General features: G+C 66.8%; 18 protein-coding genes. 8 read left to right on the top strand and 10 right to left on the bottom strand.

What is annotated here, in order from left to right:
- Positions 1-103: 103 nt before the first annotated feature.
- The gene (locus E9998_RS09665; protein WP_136529502.1) at positions 104-1,336 is read left to right on the top strand and encodes a GAF domain-containing sensor histidine kinase; all 1,233 of its coding nucleotides are present in this window, start codon (positions 104-106) and stop codon (positions 1,334-1,336) included.
- Positions 1,337-1,354: 18 nt separating this feature from the next.
- On the opposite strand, the gene E9998_RS09660 is transcribed toward E9998_RS09665, so the two are convergent.
- Complete coding sequence (locus E9998_RS09660) at positions 1,355-1,996, bottom strand: response regulator (protein ID WP_136529501.1); 642 nt, start codon at positions 1,994-1,996, stop codon at positions 1,355-1,357.
- Between the two features lie 195 nt (positions 1,997-2,191).
- On the opposite strand from E9998_RS09660, the gene E9998_RS09655 reads away from it, so the two are divergent.
- Positions 2,192-4,876, top strand: coding sequence for a bifunctional acetate--CoA ligase family protein/GNAT family N-acetyltransferase (locus E9998_RS09655; protein ID WP_204745352.1), 2,685 nt, complete (start codon positions 2,192-2,194; stop codon positions 4,874-4,876).
- A 183-nt stretch (positions 4,877-5,059) separates the two neighbouring features.
- Here E9998_RS09655 and E9998_RS09650 read toward each other — a convergent pair whose 3' ends face one another.
- From E9998_RS09650 to nhaA, 4 genes are read right to left on the bottom strand one after another with little or no spacing between them, the layout of a single operon-like run.
- The gene (locus E9998_RS09650; RefSeq protein WP_136529500.1) at positions 5,060-5,827 is read right to left on the bottom strand and encodes an ABC transporter permease; all 768 of its coding nucleotides are present in this window, start codon (positions 5,825-5,827) and stop codon (positions 5,060-5,062) included.
- The gene (locus tag E9998_RS09645; protein ID WP_136529499.1) at positions 5,824-6,558 is read right to left on the bottom strand and encodes an ABC transporter ATP-binding protein; all 735 of its coding nucleotides are present in this window, start codon (positions 6,556-6,558) and stop codon (positions 5,824-5,826) included. Before E9998_RS09645 ends, E9998_RS09650 begins: the two co-directional genes overlap by 4 nt.
- Positions 6,551-7,147: a TetR/AcrR family transcriptional regulator gene (locus E9998_RS09640; protein WP_204745351.1), complete on the bottom strand. Its 597-nt coding sequence runs from the start codon at positions 7,145-7,147 to the stop codon at positions 6,551-6,553. Before E9998_RS09640 ends, E9998_RS09645 begins: the two co-directional genes overlap by 8 nt.
- Positions 7,148-7,156: 9 nt before the next feature.
- Positions 7,157-8,434: a Na+/H+ antiporter NhaA gene (gene nhaA / locus E9998_RS09635; RefSeq protein WP_204745350.1), complete on the bottom strand. Its 1,278-nt coding sequence runs from the start codon at positions 8,432-8,434 to the stop codon at positions 7,157-7,159.
- Between the two features lie 657 nt (positions 8,435-9,091).
- Between nhaA and E9998_RS09630 the strand changes: the two genes are divergently transcribed.
- Together E9998_RS09630 and E9998_RS09625 are read left to right on the top strand one after the other, a co-directional pair.
- Entirely contained in the window at positions 9,092-9,280 is a 189-nt protein-coding gene (locus E9998_RS09630) for a hypothetical protein (RefSeq protein WP_136529497.1), read from the top strand.
- Positions 9,281-9,469: 189 nt separating this feature from the next.
- Positions 9,470-11,884 (top strand): zinc-ribbon domain-containing protein, encoded by a 2,415-nt coding sequence (locus tag E9998_RS09625; RefSeq protein ID WP_136529496.1) that lies wholly within the window; start codon positions 9,470-9,472, stop codon positions 11,882-11,884.
- A gap of 10 nt (positions 11,885-11,894) precedes the next feature.
- Here E9998_RS09625 and E9998_RS09620 read toward each other — a convergent pair whose 3' ends face one another.
- On the bottom strand, positions 11,895-12,209 hold the full coding sequence (locus E9998_RS09620) for a histone-like nucleoid-structuring protein Lsr2 (protein WP_204745349.1): 315 nt from the start codon (positions 12,207-12,209) through the stop codon (positions 11,895-11,897).
- A 316-nt stretch (positions 12,210-12,525) separates the two neighbouring features.
- On the opposite strand from E9998_RS09620, the gene E9998_RS09615 reads away from it, so the two are divergent.
- The gene (locus E9998_RS09615) at positions 12,526-14,481 is read left to right on the top strand and encodes an ATP-dependent nuclease (RefSeq protein WP_136529495.1); all 1,956 of its coding nucleotides are present in this window, start codon (positions 12,526-12,528) and stop codon (positions 14,479-14,481) included.
- Positions 14,478-16,250: an ATP-dependent helicase gene (locus E9998_RS09610; protein WP_136529494.1), complete on the top strand. Its 1,773-nt coding sequence runs from the start codon at positions 14,478-14,480 to the stop codon at positions 16,248-16,250. Before E9998_RS09615 ends, E9998_RS09610 begins: the two co-directional genes overlap by 4 nt.
- 69 nt (positions 16,251-16,319) lie before the next feature.
- On the opposite strand, the gene E9998_RS09605 is transcribed toward E9998_RS09610, so the two are convergent.
- On the bottom strand, positions 16,320-17,666 hold the full coding sequence (locus E9998_RS09605) for a hypothetical protein (RefSeq protein WP_136529493.1): 1,347 nt from the start codon (positions 17,664-17,666) through the stop codon (positions 16,320-16,322).
- A 685-nt stretch (positions 17,667-18,351) separates the two neighbouring features.
- On the opposite strand from E9998_RS09605, the gene E9998_RS25275 reads away from it, so the two are divergent.
- Positions 18,352-18,513, top strand: coding sequence for a hypothetical protein (locus E9998_RS25275; protein ID WP_158299762.1), 162 nt, complete (start codon positions 18,352-18,354; stop codon positions 18,511-18,513).
- Positions 18,514-18,528: 15 nt separating this feature from the next.
- Here the strand turns inward: E9998_RS25275 and E9998_RS09595 are convergent, their stop codons facing one another.
- Entirely contained in the window at positions 18,529-19,758 is a 1,230-nt protein-coding gene (locus E9998_RS09595) for a hypothetical protein (protein ID WP_136529491.1), read from the bottom strand.
- A 56-nt stretch (positions 19,759-19,814) separates the two neighbouring features.
- Here E9998_RS09595 and E9998_RS25270 point away from each other — a divergent pair, with 56 nt between their 5' ends.
- Positions 19,815-19,985 carry a hypothetical protein gene (locus tag E9998_RS25270; RefSeq protein WP_158299761.1) on the top strand — a complete coding sequence of 57 codons (171 nt, stop codon included), beginning with the start codon at positions 19,815-19,817 and terminating at the stop codon, positions 19,983-19,985.
- A 75-nt stretch (positions 19,986-20,060) separates the two neighbouring features.
- On the opposite strand, the gene E9998_RS25265 is transcribed toward E9998_RS25270, so the two are convergent.
- The gene (locus E9998_RS25265) at positions 20,061-20,237 is read right to left on the bottom strand and encodes a hypothetical protein (protein ID WP_158299760.1); all 177 of its coding nucleotides are present in this window, start codon (positions 20,235-20,237) and stop codon (positions 20,061-20,063) included.
- Between the two features lie 46 nt (positions 20,238-20,283).
- Positions 20,284-20,934 (bottom strand): hypothetical protein, encoded by a 651-nt coding sequence (locus E9998_RS09590; RefSeq protein WP_136529490.1) that lies wholly within the window; start codon positions 20,932-20,934, stop codon positions 20,284-20,286.
- Between the last annotated feature and the right edge of the window lie 3 nt (positions 20,935-20,937).

Below are 20,937 nucleotides of genomic sequence, written 5' to 3'. Positions count from 1 at the left end.
CTCGTGGAGTCCGGTGCGGCCCGGCAGGGACGGAAGTCCCCACTGTGCGGGCCCAAAGACGGGCGTCCCTTGTGTTCCGACCAGAAGTCGATACGATCGGGGCATGGACCCCACGCCGCCGGACCCCCACGGCGAACCGCGCCTGCGCCAGTTGCCGATAGACGACCTGCTGGGCGAGCTGTCGTCGCGGATCGGCGAGATCGTGCTGGGCCGCGAGCGGCTGCGCGCGCTGCTCGACGCGGTCATCGGCATCGGGTCCGACCTCGAGCTCGCGGCGATCCTGGACCGGATCGTGGCCGCGGCCTGCACGCTGGTGGACGCCCGCTACGGGGCGCTCGGCGTCCTGAACGACTCAGGCGGCCTGGCCGACTTCCGCACCCACGGACTCACCGAGGCCGAGATCGTCGCGCTCGGGGAACCGCCGACCGGTCGGGGCATCCTCGGTCACATCATCGAGGTTCCCGAGCCGCTGCGGCTCAAGGACCTCTCGAAGCACCCTGCTTCGGTCGGCTTCCCGCCCGGCCACCCTCCGATGCGGACCTTCCTCGGCGTTCCGGTGATGGTGGGGGAGAAGGCCTGGGGGAACCTGTACCTCACCGACAAGCGCGGCGGCGGCATGTTCACCGACGACGACGAGGACATCATCAAGGCCCTCGCGGCCGCCGCGGGCGTCGCGATCGACAACGCCCGGCTGTACGGGCAGCTCGCCCACTCGCAGGCCGAGCGCGAGCGCCTCGTCGTCTTCCGCGACCGCGACCGCATCGGCCGCGACCTCCACGACCTGGTCATCCAGCGGCTCTTCGCGACCGGGCTCCAGCTGCAGTCCATCGTGCACCTGGTCGGTGAGCCGGTGGCGGCTGAGCGGGTGCACGCGGCGGTCGACGAGATCGACGGCGCCATCTCCGACCTGCGGGCGGCGATCTTCAGTCTCCACACCGACACCGACCAGGCGTTCTCGCAGACCGTCCGGGGCCTGGTCGGGGTGGTCCGCCACCATCTGGGATTCGCCCCGCAGCTGGAGTTCGCGGGGCCGGTCGACGACGACGTGCCCGAACTGGTGCGGATCGAGGTGCTCGCGATGCTGCGCGAGGCCCTGTCCAACGCCGCCCGCCACGCCAAGGCGCGGCACGTGACCGTCGCGATGGCGGTGGAGGAGGGGTCGCTTCGCATGCGGGTGATCGACGACGGGATCGGCATCCCGGCGCAGGCGCCCCGCCGAGGGCTGGCGAACCTCGCCTCCCGGACCGAGTCGCTCGGCGGCGAGTTCACCCTTCATCCGGGCGAGCACTCCGGCACCGAGCTGCGCTGGTCGATCCCGCTCGACCGGCCGACGTGACGGGATCATCGCCGCCGGTCAGCTGAACAGGCGTGACGCCAGGACCGCGGCCTGCGTCCGCCGCTCGAGACCGAGCTTGCCGAGCACACGGGTCACGTAGTTCTTCACGGTCTTCTCTGCCAAGTGCATCCGTTCGGCGATCTGCCGATTGGTCATCCCCTCGCCGATGAGTTCGAGGATGCGCTGCTCCTGCTCGGACAGCAGGTCCAACTCCGGCGCCGTGGGCGGGCCCGTCCGCAGGCGCTCCAGCACGGCGCCCGTCATCCGGGCGTCCAGCAGCGACCCACCGGCGGCGAGGGTGCGCACACCGTCCACGAGGTCGTTGCCGCGCACCTGTTTCAGCAGGAACCCGGCTGCGCCCGCCTCGATCGCGGCGAACAGCGTCTCATCGTCCTCATAGGAGGTCAGAATGACCACGGCGATCCCCGGATCGGTCTCCTTGATCCTGCGGCACACCTCGACACCGCTGCCGTCCGGGAGCTGCGCGTCCAGCACTGCCACGTCCGGGCGGGCCGCGGGGAACCGCCGGACGGCCTCCGCCACGTCCGCCGCCTCGCCGACCACCTCGATGTCGCCGTCGCGCTCCAGCAGTTCGCACAAGCCCCGCCGGACCACCTCGTGGTCGTCGAGCAGGAACACTCTGATCGGTTCTGGGTTCATTCCCCAAGTATCGGCGATCCGCAGCCGCAGGCCATCCCTCCGAAGTCCACACCGCAAGGGACCAAGGGCCCTTCGGCGCATCGAGGACCAAGGTCCCCGCGGTACCGCCCGTTCGGCTCTGGGAGAGGGGGCGGCCGGCGCCTGATGCTCGAAGCGGGGGCGGAACGGCCGCTCTCGAACCGCTAGGAGCCAGGCATGAACCTCCGTTCGCCGATGCCCGTCGACGCGCTCGACGCCGACGGCCGCATCGTCCGCATCCGCCCGGTCGCACCCGCCGACCTCGCCTCACTCATCGCCATGCACGAAGCCTGCCCGACCGCCGACCTGCGCTACCGGTTCTTCGGCACCGGACGGGGCCTTCTCGCCATCGAGGCACGCCGCCTGGTCGGACTCAACGCCACCGGCCGCGGCATGGCCCTCGTCGTCGAAGACGATGCCGAACTGCTCGCCGTCGCCTCCTTCGAATGCGATCCCGGCGAGCCCGGCCATGCCGAGTTCGGCGTGCTCGTCGCCGCGGCCCACCGGCATCGCGGCCTCGGCACCCTCCTGCTGGAGCATCTGGCGCTGGCCGCCTCCGCCGGCGGTGTCAAGCAGCTGAAGGGGCAGGTGCTGGGCGGGAACCACAAGATGCTGCGGCTGGCCCGCCGACTCGCACCTGGTGCGGCTATGCCGTACGCGGACGGCGTGGTCGACGTCGTGCTCACCGCAGAACTCGACGGCGCCTTCGGCCGGGACATCGCCGAGCGCGAACGGGCCGCCGAACGCCGCTCCCTGCGGCCCCTGCTCGACCCGGCCTCCGTCGCGGTCGCCGGCGCGAGCCGCACGGGAACCGGGGTGGGGGCGGAGATCCTGCGCTCGATCGTCAAGGGCGGCTTCAACGGCCCCGTCGTCCCGGTCCACCCTGACGCCGCCGAACTCGCGGGGCTGCCCGCCGTGCGGTCCTTGACCGAACTGCCCGACCCTGTCGACCTGGTCGTCGTCGCGGTCCCCGCTCCGGACGTCGCCGCAGTGCTGCGGGACGCGGGCGCCGCGGGCGCCCGGGCCGCCGTCATCGTCTCGGCCGGATTCGCCGAGACCGGCGACGCCCCGGCGCAGGCCGAACTGGTGCGCATCGCCCGCGCCCATGACATGCGCCTGGTCGGCCCCAACTGCCTCGGCATCGTCAACACCGACGGCTCGATCCGCCTCCAGGCGAGCTTCGCCGCCGAGCCGCCCGCTGCCGGCGGCCTGGCGCTCGCCTCGCAGTCCGGAGCGGTCGGCATCGCCGCGCTCGCGCACGCCACCCGCACCGGTATGGGTGTCCACTCGTTCGTCTCCCTGGGCAACAAGGCCGACGTGTCCGGCAACGACCTGCTCGCCTACTGGTACGACGACCCCGCCTGCAAGGCCGTCGCACTCTACCTGGAGTCCTTCGGGAACCCGCGCAAGTTCGGGCGCGTCGCCCGCGCCGTCGCCCGACGCAAGCCCGTGCTCGCCGTCAAGGGCGGCCGCTCCGAGCCCGGGCGGCGGGCAGGACTCTCGCACACCGCCGCCGCGGCCACGTCCGACCTCGCCGTCGACACCTTGTTCAAGCAGGCGGGCGTGATCCGCTGCGACACGTTGGAGCAGCTCCTGGACACCGCACGCGTCCTGGTCGATCAGCCGCTCCCGCGCGGGGCGCGACTCGGCGTGGTCGGCAACGCCGGCGGGGTCGGCGTCCTCGCCGCCGACACCGCCGCAACCGCTGGACTCGACGTCCCCGGTCTCAGCGGCGACGCGCGCGAGCGGCTCACCGCCGCGGTGCCCGCCGCGGCCGCCGCCGACAATCCGGTCGATCTCAGCGCCGCCGCCGAGCCCGACTCCTTCGCCGAGGCGATCACCATCCTCGGCACCTCAGGGGAGGTTGACCTCCTCGCCGCGGTGTTCGCCGCCACCGGCACCAGCGACATCGAAGGGAACCTCGCCGCCATCGCCGACGCGCTCGACACGCTCCCCGACCTCCCGGCCGTCGCCGTGGTCATGGGCCTGCCCGAACCGCCGACCACGCTGGGCGCCCGCAGGACCCCGGTGTTCGCCTTCCCCGAGCCCGCCGTCGCCGCGCTCGGCCGAGCCGCCGCCTACGCCGCATGGCGCGCCAAGTCCCTCGGCGCCCGCCCCGACCTGGCCTGCATCGACCGGGCGGGCGCGCGTGCGATCGTCGACCGGCTCCTGGAATCGGGGGAGGGGTGGCAGACCGCGCGAGACGCCGCCGCGCTCCTGGCCTGCTACGACGTCCAACTGGCCCCGGCCGTCCGAGTGTCCTCGAAGGGCGAGGCCGTCGCCGCCGCTCGATCCGTCGGGTACCCCGTCGCGGTCAAAGCCGACGACCCGCACTTGATCCACAAGACCGGGACCGGGACCGTCCGACTGGGCCTGAACGACGCCCACGAGGTCCGTGCGGCCTTCACCGCCGTGTCAGCGCTCATCGACGGCGACGAAGACGCCGGGGTGATCGTCCAGCACATGATGGACGCCGATGTCGAACTCGCCGCGGGCATCGTCCACGACCCGCAGTTCGGCTCGCTGGTCATGCTCGGCGCCGGCGGCACCGCCACCGACGTACTGGACGACAAGCAGTTCCGACTCCTTCCGATCACCGAGACGGATGCCGAGTCGATGTGGCGCTCGCTGAAGTCCAGGCCGCTCATCGAGGGCTACCGCGGTTCCCGCCCGGTCGACACCGCCGCCCTGACCGACATGCTGCTGCGGCTCGGCCGCCTCGCCGAGGACGTCCCCGAGATCGCCGAGCTCGACCTCAACCCGGTCATGCCCGCCCGCTACGGCGTCCAGGCCGTCGACGTCAAGCTCAGGCTCGCCCGCGTCGGCGACGAACCCGACCCGCTCGCCCGACGCCTCCGCTGAGTTCGCGCCGGCCCGACGCTTCGGTCGCCGTCGAACTCGTATGCGGCACCAGGTGGTGTCGCGTCTCACCGAGCACTTCGACGCCGCCTGTCGGGTCATGGCACGGGTGTTCGCGGCCCGGCGTGGCCGGGCCCGCCGAGGCGTCTGGATCCTCCGCTTCCGGTTCTGACCGGTGCAGTCGACTCAGCGGTCGAGTTCGAGGCGGCTCCAGGCCCGAGCGGTCAGGGCCGCGAACACGACGGCGGTCACGGCCGTCAGCCCCAACTGTGCGAGCGAGACCTGGTCGGGTCGCATCGCCCACAGTGCCGGAGCGGCCAACGGGATCCAGGCACTCGATGCGGGTGCGGCCGCCACCGACACCTGGGCGAGCACGATGACGCCTACCGTGGCCGCGATGCCGGGCATCGGCCCACGGCCGAGCGTCGCGGCCACAGCGGCCGGAGCCGCGACGAGACCACCCAGGACGCACAGGACCAGGAGGCGGCCCAGAGCCGCCGGATCACCGTGGTCGGGCCGACCCAGGCCGACGGCGAGACCGGTGAGGACCACGAAACCGACCAGGACGGCGGCCACTGCGAGCGTCCAGACAGTGTGGACGACGAACTTCGCGACCACCTGCGCGGTGCGGGAGACCGGCAGCGCGCACAGCCCGTACGCCGTACCGTCGGTGAACTCGCGACCGAACTGCCAGCTCAACGTGAGGCCGAACGTCAGCACGGCACCGGCCGCGACGATCTGCGTCACCGTGGCCGTGAGCAGCGGCCACCCTTCGGATCCGGCCGCCTGCCCGAGCTTGGCGACGATCTGCTCGTTCCCCGCCTCGACCGCCGCGGTCAGGGACGCGCTGAGGACCGCGGCTCCGATGACGAGCAGGACCGCCGCGACGTGCAGCACACGCGCGGCCCGGGCCTTGCGCGCCTCGACCCACAGGGCCGCTCGAAGACCGCTCACACCGAGTCCCCTTCATGCCGACGGTCGTCGGCGAGCACCAGTTCGAAGAACGCGCGCTCGAGCTCGGCTTCAGCGGGCTCCAGCGCGCCGATGATCCTGCCGCGGTTCATCACCGAGATGCGGTCGGCGACGCGCGCGACCTCGTCGAGGTGGTGGCTGGAGACCAGGACGCCCGCGCCGCTGTCGGCCCGCTCGCGCAGCGCCTCGCGCAGAGCGATCACTCCCGCAGGATCGAGGCCGTCGGTGGGCTCGTCCAGGACGACCAGATCCGGGTCGGCGATCAAAGCGGCCGACAGGCCCAGGCGTTGCCGGTTGCCCTTCGACAACCGCGAGGCCCGGACCCGCTCGTACCGGCCGATGCCCATGCGACCGAGCGAGGCGGCGACGGCTGCGGGGACGGCCTGGGCGGGCAGGCCCCGGAGCCGCGCGGCCACTTCGAGGTTCGCGCGAACGTCGAGTTCGGGGTAGGCGAACGGCCGGTCGAGCAGGTGACCGACCCGCGCCCAGGCGGCGGCGGGCATCGCCCCGACCGGTATGCCGTCGATCAGGACCGATCCGGCATCGAGTCGCACCATCCCGAGGACGGCGCGCATGAGGGTCGTCTTCCCCGCGCCGTTGAGCCCCACGAGCGCCTGTACCGAACCCGGTGCGACCGTGAGCGACAGGCCCAGGACACCGGCGTGCGGCCCGTAGGCGCGTACGGCGTCCTCGATCGCGAGCCGGTCAGTCATGATCGGGGTCCAAGACCTCGAGCGCGGCGCCGACGGTGGCGGCCAGTGAACGTTCGGGGCGCTCCGCCCAGGCGTACAGCGCCGTGGTCACGGCGGCGATGACGGCTTGGGCCGCGACGGTTGCGGCGAACGGATCGGCGCCGTCTCCGGCGAGTCGCTCGGCGATGGCGGTGACCGTGACCTCGTTCTGCGTGGCGGCCGCGGCGCGGAGCACGGGTGTGCGGGCGACGATCGCGGTTCTGCGCCGCGCGGTCGCCAAGTCCGCTTCGGACAATGCGGCCAGGGCCGAGTGCAGTCCGCGCGCGGCTCGCTCCAGGGGGGCCTCGCCGAGGGGCCGGGCGCCGACGGCCGCGGCGACGACCGGGTCGAAGGGATCGGTCAGCACCGCCTGTTCTTTGCTGCCGAAATGCCGAAAGAAGGTCATCTCGCTGACTCCGGCGGCGTCCGCGATCTGGGCGACGCTCGTCGCCTCGAACCCCTGATCCTCGAACAGGGCGATCGCGTGCTCGGCCAGCCGCGCCCGCGTTCGCTCACGTTTCGATGCGCCTGTCACGGTCAAAATGTTAGGCAATAACATTCTGTTGCGCAACCTGCGCGGTCAGGCGGTTGTGTCGGTCGGTCGTTCGGGGGCGGTCAGGCCCACGATCGCAGCGCCGATGAGGGCGGCGGCCACCGACCCGGCCAGGACCCCGATCTTCGCCTCGTCGGACAGCAGCGCGGCCTCGCCGCTGTGGAAGGCGAGCTCGGTGATGAACAGGGCGACGGTGAACCCGATACCGGCGACGGCCGCGATCCCGGTCAACAGCGGCCAGGTCGTGCCCTCGGGGAGCCGTCCGGCTCCGGACTTGACGGCGATCCACACCGCGGCGGTGATCCCCAAGGTCTTCCCGGCGACCAGGCCGACCACGATCCCGAGCGTCACCGCCGAGGTCGCGGCGGTCGCGAGCAGATCGCCTGAGAGCGCCACACCGGCGTTGGCGAGCGCGAACAGCGGCAGCACGATGAACGAGGAGAACGGGTGGTGCTCGTGCTGGAGGCGGTGGGTCGGCGGCTGGGCGTCGCGTGTGAGCCGTGCGAGCTGCTCGGTCTCCTCGACCGTGAGCCCCTGCTTCGCGAGTTCCTGTGCCTTGGCGTGGGCCGCGGCGGGGTCCAGGAGCGGCTTGGCGGAGATGACCAGGCCCATGGCGACGCCGGCGATGGTGGCGTGGATGCCGGATTCGAGGACGGCCAGCCAGAGGGCGATACCGACCATGAGGTACACCGGACCGGACCACACGTTCAGCACCCGCAAGCCGATCGCGAGGGCGAGGATCGCGCCCGCGGCCGCGAGCCAGGGCATGGAGAGCTCGTCGGTGTAGAAGATCGCGATGACGGCGATCGCGCCGAGGTCGTCCACGATCGCGAGGGTCAGCAGGAACACCTTGGCGGCAGAGGGGATGCGCGACCCGAACAGGGCGAGCACGCCCACGGCGAAGGCGATGTCGGTCGCCATCGGCACACCCCAGCCGCCGGAGCCCGCGCCGCCGGCGTTGAACGCCGCGTAGACGAGCGCCGGAACGGCCATGCCGCCGATCGCCCCGGCCACCGGAGCGACCGCGTTGCGGACGCTGCGCAGCTCGCCCGAGACGATCTCCGATTTGATCTCCATGCCGACCACGAAGAAGAAGATCGCCATCAAGGCGTCGTTGATCCACTCCCGCAAGCTGTGGTGGAGTTCGAAGGATCCGACGTGGATCGAGATGTCCATGCCCCACACCGCCTCATAGGAGGCCGACCAAGGCGAGTTCGCCCACAGCATCGCCAGCGCCGCGCAGGCGACGAGGACCACCCCAGCCGCCGGCTCGATCTTGAGGAACTCCGCGGCCGGTCGACCCACGTACCGGGCGAGAGGCTTGCGCGAGTAGAGGAATGACGGCGCGGACCGCCAGACCGGGGACTTCCAGGGTTCAGGGGAGGAGGGCACTGGTCGGGGCTCCGATCGGGTCGACGGCATGTCGCCGACCAGACTTCCCGGCACACCGCGCACCACCATACAGGAGTGCCTGCGGATGCGGGCAAGTGAGCAGGGCTCGGGGAACTGCTCGAAGGGGCGTTCGGCGAGACCTTGAAAGAGCCGGAGTGAGAGGCCGATCGGCTCTGAATGCGAAAGCCCCGGCTCAAAGGCCGGGGCTTCGTAATGGTGGACCTTAGCACCGCTTACTACAACTCATCACCGCAGGTCACGCGCCTGTTGGCACGCGTACGGGACGTCATTTCGGCCGCCGGGTCCCTGGAACGGCACCAGTCGGCACCGGAAGTCTCTGCGCTGGCGGCTGCCTCCCGCAATGGTCAACCTCGGGCGATCCGGGACCGGCTCGCGCCTGAGGAGTTCGAGCGTTTGCTGACCGCGGCTCGTGCGGGGGCTTGCAGGAAGGCGCTGGCGGCTGAGTTTGGAATCAGTCGGCGCAGCATCCACCGGCTCCTGGTCGGCTGAGTCGCGACACGGCACGATCGCTTCCAAGGAAGGTGAGGGCTCCGGCGTTATGGTCGGGCGATGTCAGGATATGAGCGCCGGATCAGCGTGTATGGCGAGCGGCGCGAGACCATCGACGCTCACCGCATCGCCGGAGTCCTCATCCGGCTTGGGAAAGCGGAGCGGTTGCGGGCGCAAGGTCTCGGTCTCGAGCTCGAACCGGTGGACCCGGCCATGGGCTCGGTCCAAGAGATCACCAGGGATTCCTGAGCCCCTGACCTCGCATCAAGCAGTTCCGAGGGCTCGTCTCCAAGCCGTCGTCGACGTTCGTAGTGTGGAACTGAGGCGGGCGGTTCCAGGGGAGATTCCAGTGGACCATGTAGCGTCCAGGACATGACGGCGCGGTTGGGATGGGTTTCGGATTCGGGGCAGTAGAGCTGGGGGGTGTAGCCGCGGCCGATGGTGACGCCAACCGGGATGGACAGGTGCCGTCCGCGGCCGCGGGCCGGAGTCGCTGCGGCTGAACCAGCGCCAAATCACACGGAAGCGTTCAATGTCGGACCGATACCCTACGGTGACGCCATGGCAGACCGAGCACGAATCCGCCGACCGAACCTCGCATTGGACAACCCCGCTCTGGCAGCACAATGGCACCCGGTCAAGAACGGGGACCTGACGCCCGCCGACATTCCCGCCTGCTGGAATTCGAAAGCATGGTGGGCCTGCCCTGAGTGCGCGCACGAATGGGAAGCATACGTCTCCAACCGAAACAAGGCTGCCAACCCGCGAGGATGTCCACAGTGCGCGAGCCGGTCCCGGTTCGGCTTCCGCAAACCTCCCCCGGGAGGAAGCCTTGCTGAAGTCCGCCCTGATGTCGCCGCTGAATGGCACCCGAACCGCAACGGTGACCTCACCCCTTCAGATCTCCTTCCCGGATCGTCGAAACGGTCGCTCTGGTGGCAGTGCCCTCGCGGCCACGAATGGCAGACGTCCCCGTCCATGCGGACCAGTCAGAACACACGTTGCCCCAAATGCATCCCGCAAGGCACGTCACGGTTCGAAATCGAACTGTTCCATGAACTCCGTGCAGCGGGATGCCTCGTTGTTCACGACCTGCGCCTTCCTGAAGGAACCCGGTGGCGTCAAGTCGACATTGCTGCCCCCGAATGGCACCTTGCCATCGAGTTTGACGGGAACCTCCATCATCGAACGAGTCAATCTCGTGACAGTGAGAAGACTGCGGATCTGACTGCTCTCGGGTGGACGGTCGTTCGTGTCCGTCAGGGCCTTGAAGCACTCACCGACCGGGACCTGTGCATCCCGATAACAGCAACCGTCCTCGAGGCCGCGCAACTGCTGCTCGCGCATCTCGCCTATCTCGGTTATCCCGTGAACGCCGATGCGTACGTGAGGGCAGGTTCACGCATGGGCGCGGCGGCCGCTGCAGCGGCCTACAAGGAACGGGTGCAGCGTTCCCTGGCGAGTGATCATCCCGAACTCGTTTGCGACTGGGACACTAACACGAACGGGACTGGGCCCGAAGCGTACGGGTCCGGTTCGCAAGAGCGCGTGTGGTGGCGCTGCCACTCCTGCGGACACCAATGGAAGGCCGCGGTCGCCGGCCGCGCGAACGGGTCCGGGCCTGGCTGCGCGACCTGCAAGCAAGCGAAGCGGAAACAGCCGAAACCGCCGCCGCCGGGGCAGAGCCTCGCGGACAAGTATCCGGTGATCGCCGCTGAAGTGGCCGCGGACCTGAACGAGGGCCGCACCGGCGCCGACTTCATGCCCGCATCACAGTGGAAGATCTGGTGGCGGTGCGCGCGCGGACACGCATGGATCCAGAAAGTGGCCGACCGGACCATCAAAGGCGCTGGCTGCAAGGAATGCCGGAAAATGGACGCCCCCCTGCGGTACCGCCCGGACGAGTTCGAAGACTCCCTCGCGGCAGATCCGGAAATCGCCGCCGCGTGGCACCCGACGCGCAATGAAGGCCGCACACCCCGGGATTACAAGATCACGAGCGACTACCGCGTGTGGTGGCAATGCCCGGACTGCGGGCGTGAATGGGAGTCGTCGGTTCGCAGCCGTACCAAGCAGCGAGGAGGCTGCCGCACATGCGTGTTCGCTGACAAGCGTGGGCATCGGACTCCACCGCCAGGTGGATCGGCCGCCGAACTGTTCCCGAGAATTGTGCCCAACTGGCATCCAACGAAGAACGGCGAGCTCAACCCATGGAACCTTGTCCCTGCAGCGAACGTCACCGTGCACTGGTTGTGCGAGCGCGGGCACGAGACTTCGTCGCTGCTGTCGTCCCGAACGACCGGGGGCGCCTCCTGCCCCGAATGTGAACGGCACGACCGGTGGGCCACCTACCATGCTGAACGGGCGCACGTCGCATCGTTCGCCGCTGCCCGACCCGACCTCGTCGATCAGTGGGACCGCGAAGCGAACCCTGAAGGGCCCGAGGAGGTCCGCAAGGAGTCGCGGACCTTGGTGTGGTGGCGGTGCCCGACATGCGGACACCGGTGGCAGGCGTCCCCAGTCGCACGTTCGCGAGCGGAGGGAACCGGATGTCGTTCATGCATTCTCAAAGCCCGTCACGAAGCGAACTCGGCGGCCCCAGGACACAGTCTCGCTGACCGGTTCCCTGAGATTGCCGCAGAGTTCGCGGCCGGCTTGAACGGTGACTGGACCCCGGAGCGGCTGCGCCCGTTCTCGAACCGGGTCATGTGGTGGCGGTGCACGGCTGGACATGAATGGGAAGCGGCCGTGAACAAACGAACTCGTAGAGGCACAGGATGCCCGCTATGCCGAAGCGCCCATGCCCCGGATTCTCCACCGGAGGAACAGCCGTTGCAGGCGACGCTCTGGTGACCTGCATGCTTCAGCTTGCGGCGGCGACACCTTCTTGCCGTTCCGCTCGGCCCCACTCCCGGATCGCTTTGTTCTGGTCCCGGTTGGCAGACTGGCGGCGAGGGACCGCGACCTGCGGGACGGGCCCGCGCGTGGCGCCGAGGCTGTATCGACCGAGTCGCGTGCCCGCCTCCTGGAACCTCTCCAGCGCATCGCGGAGTTCCTTGGCATGCACATCCGAGAGGTCGATCTCGTACGCTTGACCGTCGAGGTCGAACCTGAGCGCCTCGTCGGCCTTGCCGCCATCGAGGTCATCGATGAGGACGACCTGCGTCCGCCTTGCCATGAATACTCCTTATCGGTTGTTTGATCGAGTCGCCGGAGGTGGATTTGCATCGTCTCAGCGGACGCTTTCATGAGTAAGTCTCGAACGTTAGCCAACGAGTAGGTCTATGCCGTATCAGAGGTCGAGAACCTGCACATGTGTTTGCGCTTCTTGCCTCGGATTTGCCGTACTGCATACGTAATCTTCCCTGCGCGAGCGGAAGTCGAGGCGTGATGCAACCGAATCCGCGAGCAGAACGTGTCGCCCTGGTAAGTCCCCGTAGTTCTTTTGCGTCGCAGGGCGGATAGGTAGATTTGGGTCGGAATGAGGAGATTTGATGGGAACCGAGACTGCAAGACGCGGGATGTACCTGCAACGGATCGCACTGAAGAACTTCCGGTCGGCCTATGACGTATCCATTGATCTTCAACCCGGGATCACTCTGGTTGTCGGAGAGAACAACTCGGGAAAGTCAAATGTCATCGAAGCTCTCCGGCTCGCGACCACCCCTCTGAGTCGGCGGGCCACGCGCTGGTTCTCGGTGTCGGATCTGGCCCATGGGAGGGAAGGCCAGGAAGCCGAGGTCCGCGTCGAGTTCGCAGGTCTGACGGATTTCCAACGTGCGCATTACGTCACTGCCTTGGATGTCAAGGCCGATCAGGTGATCTACACCGGCAGATTCCGATCAGATTCGACCCGTCGGTACCGAGTGGCGTCCCGGTTCACGGCCGGTCCTGCCAACAGTGCAGAAGCGGAGCCTGAGAAGCGCGAGCAGATTGCGCATGTCTACCTCGCTCCGTTGCGTGATGCGCAGAAGGAATTGGACTCAGCCGAAGGCAATCGGCTCGCCCGGGTCATCCAGCACCTCACAACTGAGGAGCAGCAGGAGGAGTTCCTGAAGGACGCGAACGACGCGTTCAACGGCATCAAGCGGCATGGCGTGCTCGAGACGACCACCAAGGCTATCCAAGGACACCTGAGCAAACTGACGAATGCTGTCCGCGCGCAGGATGTCGAAGTCACCTTCACCGAGCATGAGCTGAACCGGCTGACGCGGAGCATGCGCGTCAAGATGGCCGAGCATGGCGTTGAACCGGCTGACCTGATCGAATCCGGGCTAGGGTACGCCAACCTGCTGTACATGGCGACCGTGATCCTCGAATTGCAGAAGGCGCGGGACGCCGAGCTCACTCTATTCCTGGTGGAGGAGCCTGAGGCGCATCTTCACCCCCAACTCCAGGCCGTCCTTCTTGAGTACCTCCGGGAGCAGGTCGAGGCGTCTCCGGAGGACGATGCGCGCGGCCCGGCCGGACGTATCCAGGTTATCGCCACGACGCACTCACCGAACCTGGCCAGCAGCGTCGGTATCCAGAACATCGTGGCCCTGCGAACCGTGGTTGAACGAGAATCCATCTCCTCCGAGGACGGGACATCCACGGAGGTCGCGCTTCGGAAGACCAAGGCGCTCGCCCTGGCGAGTATCGATCTGACGGAGTCGGAGCGACGCAAGATCGATCAGTATCTCGATGCCACCAGGGCAGGGCTGCTCTTTGCACGGCGGGTGATCCTTGTGGAAGGGATCGCCGAGGCGGTGCTGCTCCCCGTGATGGCACGCCACAGCGTGTTCAAGGATGCTGAGGATCTGAAGCGCGCGTTCCGGGGCGTCACCATTGGCAACGTCGGAAGCGTCGATTTCAAGCCTTACATCACCTTGCTGCTCTCGGAGGTGAACGGCTGCCGGCTGCTCGATCAGCTCGTCGTGGTCACAGATGCCGACCCCCAACTTCCTGAAGAGGAGAAACCTAAGAAATCCCGTGCTCAGGAAGAGTCCGAGGGCGCTAAGAAACCTGATTCGGCATCTGCGACAGCGGATCAAGGATCCACACCAACTGATCCGGAGGGAGATGACGGTAAGAAGATCTACAACCGCAAGATCGATCTTGAAGCGCACGCCAGCAGCATTGGAGCGGCTGGGCGGCTGATCGTCGCCGAAGCCCCGCACACGCTGGAAGCCGATCTTCTTGAACCCGAGGGCAATCGCCCGATCCTGGAGAAGGCGTACCTCAAGCAGCATCCTCGAAGCCAGGAGAAATGGGACACAACGCTTTCCCACCGCCTGGGGCCGGAGTTCGGGCTGTACAAGGCGCTCCGGCTCGACGACAAGTTCATCAGCAAGGGCGAATTCGCTCAGGACATCGCCGTATTGATCGCCAGCGATGAGCCGTTCACCACCCCGGACTATCTCACCACCGCCATCACGGTATCGGTCAACGACCACAAGGGTCGCCAGTGAGCGACGTGAGCCTCACCGATGACCAGAAGATCCTCGTCAACGCTGACGCGGACCTGTTCGTCGCAGCATGCCCCGGCGCAGGAAAGACCCGTGCCATGGTGGCACGCTTCCTCAAGCGTGCCTCTGAGGAAGACCGGCGAGGTATCGCTCTCGTTTCGTTCACCAACACGGCAATCGACGAGGTCCGCACGAGGTGCGGGGATCGAAGCGACGTACTCAGCGCGCCCAACTTCGTAGGGACCTTCGACGCTTTCCTGCACCGCTTCATCGTCACGCCGCTGTATGTCGCCTTCTTCAAGGTGCACCCACGGTACGTGCAGTCGTGGAGCGAGGTTCAAGGCACGAAGTTCCGCATGGCTACCGGCAAGTCCGCAGATGTCGACCTTGAGTGGTTCGACTTCGACGACCAACTGCGGGCCACACTCGACATGGGCAGGGTCGATCGGAACTTCGGCAACGTGGAAGCCAGGGAGAAGTTGAGGGGACTCCGCTTGGAGGCAGAGCAACGTGCTGCCCAGGTCCTCCGGAGCCTGCTCCAGGCGGGAACGGTCAGCTGCGACACTGCGCGATTCCTCGCAGAGATATGGATCTCGAATGACAAGTACCGCCCGATCCTCGGCGGACTGCTTCGATCTCGGTTTGCTGAGATCATCGTCGATGAGGTCCAGGACTGCGGCCGCGAAGAATTGCTGATCCTGGAGTTCCTTCGGGGTCTGGGCATCCGGATGGTGACAGTAGGCGATCTCGACCAGGCCATATACGAGTTCCGAAGCGCAACGCCGACCAAAGTACTCGAGTTTGGAACCACGCTGCCCTTGCAACCAATGCTTATTGAGAACTGGCGGAGCAGCCCTGCGATCTGCGCCTTCAACAACTCGCTACGGTCGCGGACCATGATCGAGAGGCCTGTCGGCGATACCGCGGAGCTCGGAACTCCTATCTACCTCGTCACGTACGCCAAACCCGATGAAATCCTTCCCTCGGCGCTCTCCATATCCAAGCAATACGAAGTGCATACGGATGAGCTCGTCCTTCTCGCTCACAGGCGGAAGGACGCACTTCGCGCGGCTGGCATGGCCGCATCAGGAGAACTAGGAAGCAATCGGGTAGCCGCGGTCGCCGACGCTGGTCTCAAACTCCGATCTGCTGAGACCGACGCCGTTGCCCGCCGTGATGCCGTTCGAAGGGTCGAGAAGGCAATTCTCGCGGTATTGGCCGATGGGGGAGATCTCCGCTTTAAGAGCATCGAGGGAGCTTGTGCTGAGCTCGGAATCGACGAGCGTCGGCTCCGAGAAGTCTCCGTTCGCATGGCGGTCAGCTTGGCGGCGCAGGGGAAGACGCGCAGTCAGTTCGCGAACGAGGTGAGGGCCTATTTTCGGGGCGTGCAGTGGGCGGAACTCAACGTCGTCGAACCTGAACTCAACGGACTTGGGAAGTTGCTCCAGGCGCCGACCGAGGAAGTCTGGAACAGCATTTCGAACTGTGGCCGCTTGCCCGTTCAATGCTCGACGGTGCACGGGGTGAAGGGCCGAGAGTTCAAAGGTGTCGGAATCGTGATTCCCAAGTCGCTCAAGCCGAACGAGGAATCCGGCCGCACTCTCCTTGACGACTGGGAACACGGTCATGACTCGGAGAGCCGTCGAGTGCTCTACGTTGCGGGGTCAAGGGCGAAGGAATTGTTGATGGTCTTTGTACACCAGCAACATCGTGAGCAAGTGGCAAGGATCCTAGAAGGCTCAGCAGTCCCGATAGTGCAGCTCAAGGTCTGAATATAACCCAGACCTGCTCTACCGACCACTCCCGATAAGGCCCGCGTCAGTGCTTCACCCCGCTGCAAATTATCGATAGCGGTCGGACTCAAGGAGCGTTGGGAGATTCTGGTGGAGGTAGTCGTGGGCGGTCTCCCATGAGCTTCGGGGTCCGGTCCCGTCGCCGAGGAGCACGTTGATTGTCCCCTCTTGGGGTGACTGGGGAGTTCGTTTCAACTCGATGACCTGGTAGGCGGTGACGCTGTGTTCGTTGAGTGAGCGGAGCCGGCGAAGAGCCTTGGCGTGTTTCTCGTGTTCGGGCCCGCCTGAGGGCAGGGGCATGCCGAGTCGGTGCATGGTCAGCGGGTCGATATGGGGTTGAAGGACGTCGTGGATCATTGGAAGCAAGGTCAGGGCGATGTTGTCCAGATCCATGCCGCGGATCGAGGGGGTGATCATCAACGTGACCTTGACGGGCACCAGCAGCGGACGAAGCAGGGGCCACCGGTCCAGAAACGCCGCGAGCGCTGTGCGCGCTTGCTCGCCATAGCGTTTCCATTCGCCCGAGGCCAGTGCAAAGCCGGGGAGGGGTAGGCCGAACGGCAGAGTGAGGAGCAGGGGCCGGTACATATCGCTGAGCGATGCCGCGTGCTCGGTGACCGTTCCGGCCGAGTCTGGGGCGCTCTCGCGTGTCCCGGCGATGTCGTTGGGGCACGTGCACAGGTATGACAGCAGGTAGGCATCGGTGGCAGCTAGGTAGGCTTCCTGGGCGCGGTACCACCGCCAGTGTTGGTCGAAGCGGTCCAACTGCGACAGGGGTTTGGCCAGTTTCGGCAGAGGCTCAGCTGAAAATGGGGGCGGCACGAGGACATCGTCGAAGTCGTCGACGGGAATGTAGAAGGGGCTGGCATCGGCTTCGCGCGGCCACTGATCGAAGCGGGAACGTATCTCGTCGGCGACCCGGAGGTCTTCGGCGACGTCGCGGATCGGGCGTGCGACCACCCGTGTGCTTGCCGTTGTTGACTGCGCGCTAGGGTCGGGGTCCCATGCCTGGTTGAGGCTGACGTGGAGCAGTTTGACTTGGCGATCATCGCCATACAAGACGCTCCGGCGTCCAAGATCCTTGGGTTCGAGGGCCGGCCCGAGGACGTCGAGGAGATATTTCGCCAGGCGATGAATCCCTGGCGGATTGCGCTTGCAGCAGGTGAAGTCCACATCGAGTGCGACCGCTCCAGTCATCGCCCTCCGGCCGGCACTGCGCATCGAGCTGACGGTGTCACGTTGGAACTGGACGGCGCGACGCCGTCCACCGCGCTGCCCTTTCGCCCCGGGTTCGCTCTCGTCGGCAAGGTGCCGTTCTCGCAGGAGCCGCTGCATAGCCTGGTGGGACCATCCCAGGGGGCCATCTAGGTACGGGTCCGCTTCGAGTGAGGGCATGCAGCTAGTGTCTCAGCGAGCGCGAGCCAGAATCCCGTAGCCCGGAGAGTCTGAGCGCCTTGAAAAGTGGGCTATCACTCAAGGAGTCCGCCAACCGGCTGAGCTCGGGTTGCTGAGACGCCAGGCGGCGGCGTCGCAGGGGGACCGCCACCGCGCTGCAAGATGCTAAATCAGCTGATCGCTGCGAAACTCGTCGCCGCAGTAGAATGAACGGCCATCAACATCGGATGACATCAACCGGTACCCCACGAGACGTGTTGTTACACAACAAAAGTGAATGATATTCACAAGTATCAATGTGTTGTGGACCTTAGCACCGCTGACTACAACTCATCACCGCAGGTCACGGCCATGTTGGCACGCGTACGGGATGTCATTTCGGCCGCGGCGGCCCCGGAACGGCACCAGTCGGGGTCGGGAGTCTCCGATCTGGCCGCTGCCTCGCGCAACGGTCAGCCCCGCGCGATTCGGGACCGGTTGGACCCGGGTGACTATCAGCGACTACTGACCGTTGCCCGGGCTGGTTACTGCAAGAAGGCGCTGGCTGTCGAGTACGGGATCAGTCGACGCAGCATCTACCGGCTTCTGGCAGCCTGAACGACGACACGGCGCGGTCGCTTCCGCGGAATTTGAGAACTCCGGCATTACGGTCGGGCGATGTCAGGACACGACCGAAAGATAAAAAATGATCGGTGAGCGGCGCGAGACCATCGACGCGCACCGTATCGCTGGAGTCCTCATCCGGCTCGCCAAAGCAGAGCGGGAGCGATCTGAAAGATTCGCTCCCGAACTGGAGCCGATCGACCCGGCCACCGGCTCGGTGAAAGAGATCTTCCGAGGGCCGTAGACCCTCTGGAAGCGCTCAGGCTGGCGCCCAACCGGTAAACAGCTCGAATCCGGCGGGGAATGGGGCCGAGGGCTGCGGGTTCCCCGCGTACACCATGCTGCGCTTTCCGAGGCCGACATCGTTGTCAGGGGCGGCCAGGATGACGCCGGTAGGTCGGCCGTGGTCTGCAAGGTCGGCCTGGAGTCCGGCATAGATCTGCTCCCGTGTGGCGGCGCGTTCCTCCAGCGGAAGCTCCAGGATCGGCTCGTAAGCGTCGACCACAACCAGCGAGGGACGGTCCTTCGGCAGTTGGCGGCGCGCTTTGCGAATGACTCGCTTGGCACTTTTGACGAGGTCGAGTTCCGCACCAGACTTGAACGCGAAGGTGCAGGCGACGCCGTCGACGAGGTTGCGCCGGTCCTCATCAAGCTCTGCCCGAGCCTCGAACCTCCCAAAGTCGAATGTCTCTAGCACCTCGACCGGCATGCCGGCCCCCTCGAGTTGCCCGTTGACGATCCTGACTGGGGAGCGTTTGAACCAGAAACGTACACGGTCGTCATCTGTTGCGCCGGAGGCTTCGCTGTCGTCAGAGAGCTGGAGCCGCGCCTCTTGGAGAAGCCAGGCGAGATCATCGTTGGTGGGGGCGCCGGCGACCTCGACGATGAACACATACTCGTTGCCCAGAGAGGCGACCCGCTGCCAAAGCATGTCTCTGAGGCGCCGCCAGAAGTCGGCGGAATTCTGGTCCTGCCGACGCCGCCCATCGAGTCGTTTGCACTCGACGTCGATGAACCCCCCGATGCGGAGATCGCAGTTCTTGGCTGGGCCGTCTTCTGGGACGAACTCGACTGTGTGGTCGCTTGAGCGGGCGAGGATGCCGGCCGTCTCGATCTCGAAGTGAAGCGATCGATAGGTTCGGTCATCGGCATTGGCTATCCGGGCGATACGCTCTTGCCATCCGAGGACCGAGTGCTCGCCGCATGCTCGCGCGAGGACTGCCAAGGTCAGCACTCGGTCTTCCTCCGCCGACAGGTTCTGCTGTGGGAGTTCACGGTCACGGTGGAAGTAGCTGGCGAGCGCGCAGGTTAGTTCGCCGAACTTGCTACGGGCCAAGTGTCGGTCGTAGTCCGACAATGGCCCCCACAGGACAGCATCCGCTTCATCGACCCGCTCTTGGAATCCTGCCCCAAGATGGCCCATCAGCCAACGGATCTCACTGTCGGCTTGCTCCCAGGTCAATCGGCGCTGCTCTTGCTGAGGTTGCATGCCAACCAGTATGCGCTCGGACTCCGATGAGGCCGCCCGTGCAGGAGGTATACGCCATGGCCGCCGATCCGCCTGCGGCTCGCTTCGGCCGGCACTGGGACTGGCCCTATCCCCACCGTGAATCGATCCGGTGGGATCCCGGACCGCGCAAGGCCGACCTGTACTACGAGTTTTCGCGCCCATCGTCGTGGACGAACCAGAAGCGGATGCGGATGAGCGCGATCTGAGCTGGTGATGGAGCGAAGCGGCGGCCGGGACCAATCTCGGGGGTCCCGGCCGCCGCCGGAAGAGGAGAGGAAAGCTCAGCGGTCGCCGAAGCGCTCGGCGGTTTCATGTAGGCGCGACAGCGCGGCCGCGGCCACACCGGCGACCTTGACCGGGTCGGCCTCCAGCAGGCCGGCGAAGACCAGCATGACCCGCTTTTCACGGCCGAGCCCTGGTGGGATGGTGCTCAGTACTTCGGTGAGGTGGTCGTTCATCCTCGCGACGTGCTGATCGATGGGCCCATCATGTGCGGCGGCAGCTTCATTCCTGCACCTTGTCTTCCAGGATGCGTGCGAGTTTCGAGCCGGGGCGGGGGCGGACCTCGGCGTAGTCGCCGCGGAGCCGGGCGATCACCCGCTCGACGGCCTCTTCGTGGAGTCCGGCCAGGAGTGGCCGCAGCTGCGCGCCGCCATCGGCCAGCAGTTCCTTGCGGCCCGTGTGCTCGAGGCGGTCGAGCAGGCCGCGCATGTTCTGGAAGGCCGCCTCTTCGGCGCTCACCGTGGCGTTCTCGCGCGCGGCCCGACCAAGCAGTTCGGCGACGGCGTCGATGTCGGCCTGTTTGATGGAGCTGCGCACGGTGGACGCGGGCTTGCCCGCTGCGCGGCCGAGCGCGTCAAACGAGTATGGGCGACCGCGCACGTGCTCGCGAGCGTAGGCAAACAGCAAGCGGCGCTGCTCCTCCTGGGCGTCGATGATGCGGCTGGCCTCGGTGATGGCCGTCAGGAGCGGGTCGGTGTCAGCGGTCTCGGCGGTCTCCGCCATCTGCTCGGCGAGCTCTTCGCGGGCGTTGTAGGTCGCTTCGAGTGTGCGCTCGCACTCCTCGAAGTACTCGAGGTCGGCCTCGGGCAGCAGCTTGCCCGGCAGCGGCAGCAGGATCGCGACGAGATCGCGAATCAGCGGATCTTTAACCATGAG

It is taken from the genome of Glycomyces paridis, assembly GCF_004912155.1.
Taxonomy (GTDB): Bacteria; Actinomycetota; Actinomycetes; order Mycobacteriales; family Micromonosporaceae; genus Glycomyces; species Glycomyces paridis.
Note: the sequence above shows the minus strand (reverse complement) of the source record. Positions and strands in the feature narration are given on the sequence as shown.

What these genes read in the sequence shown, in the direction of transcription:
- E9998_RS09665 (WP_136529502.1), top strand. Translation starts at nt 104, where the DNA reads ATGGACCCCACGCCGCCGGACCCCCACGGCGAACCGCGCCTGCGCCAG.
- E9998_RS09660 (WP_136529501.1), bottom strand. Translation starts at nt 1,996, where the DNA reads ATGAACCCAGAACCGATCAGAGTGTTCCTGCTCGACGACCACGAGGTG.
- E9998_RS09655 (WP_204745352.1), top strand. Translation starts at nt 2,192, where the DNA reads ATGAACCTCCGTTCGCCGATGCCCGTCGACGCGCTCGACGCCGACGGC.
- E9998_RS09645 (WP_136529499.1), bottom strand. Translation starts at nt 6,558, where the DNA reads ATGACTGACCGGCTCGCGATCGAGGACGCCGTACGCGCCTACGGGCCG.
- E9998_RS09630 (WP_136529497.1), top strand. Translation starts at nt 9,092, where the DNA reads ATGTCAGGATATGAGCGCCGGATCAGCGTGTATGGCGAGCGGCGCGAG.
- E9998_RS09625 (WP_136529496.1), top strand. Translation starts at nt 9,470, where the DNA reads ATGGTGACGCCAACCGGGATGGACAGGTGCCGTCCGCGGCCGCGGGCC.
- E9998_RS09620 (WP_204745349.1), bottom strand. Translation starts at nt 12,209, where the DNA reads ATGGCAAGGCGGACGCAGGTCGTCCTCATCGATGACCTCGATGGCGGC.
- E9998_RS09615 (WP_136529495.1), top strand. Translation starts at nt 12,526, where the DNA reads ATGGGAACCGAGACTGCAAGACGCGGGATGTACCTGCAACGGATCGCA.
- E9998_RS09605 (WP_136529493.1), bottom strand. Translation starts at nt 17,666, where the DNA reads ATGCCCTCACTCGAAGCGGACCCGTACCTAGATGGCCCCCTGGGATGG.
- E9998_RS25275 (WP_158299762.1), top strand. Translation starts at nt 18,352, where the DNA reads ATGATCGGTGAGCGGCGCGAGACCATCGACGCGCACCGTATCGCTGGA.
- E9998_RS09595 (WP_136529491.1), bottom strand. Translation starts at nt 19,758, where the DNA reads ATGCAACCTCAGCAAGAGCAGCGCCGATTGACCTGGGAGCAAGCCGAC.
- E9998_RS25270 (WP_158299761.1), top strand. Translation starts at nt 19,815, where the DNA reads ATGGCCGCCGATCCGCCTGCGGCTCGCTTCGGCCGGCACTGGGACTGG.
- E9998_RS25265 (WP_158299760.1), bottom strand. Translation starts at nt 20,237, where the DNA reads ATGAACGACCACCTCACCGAAGTACTGAGCACCATCCCACCAGGGCTC.
- E9998_RS09590 (WP_136529490.1), bottom strand. Translation starts at nt 20,934, where the DNA reads ATGGTTAAAGATCCGCTGATTCGCGATCTCGTCGCGATCCTGCTGCCG.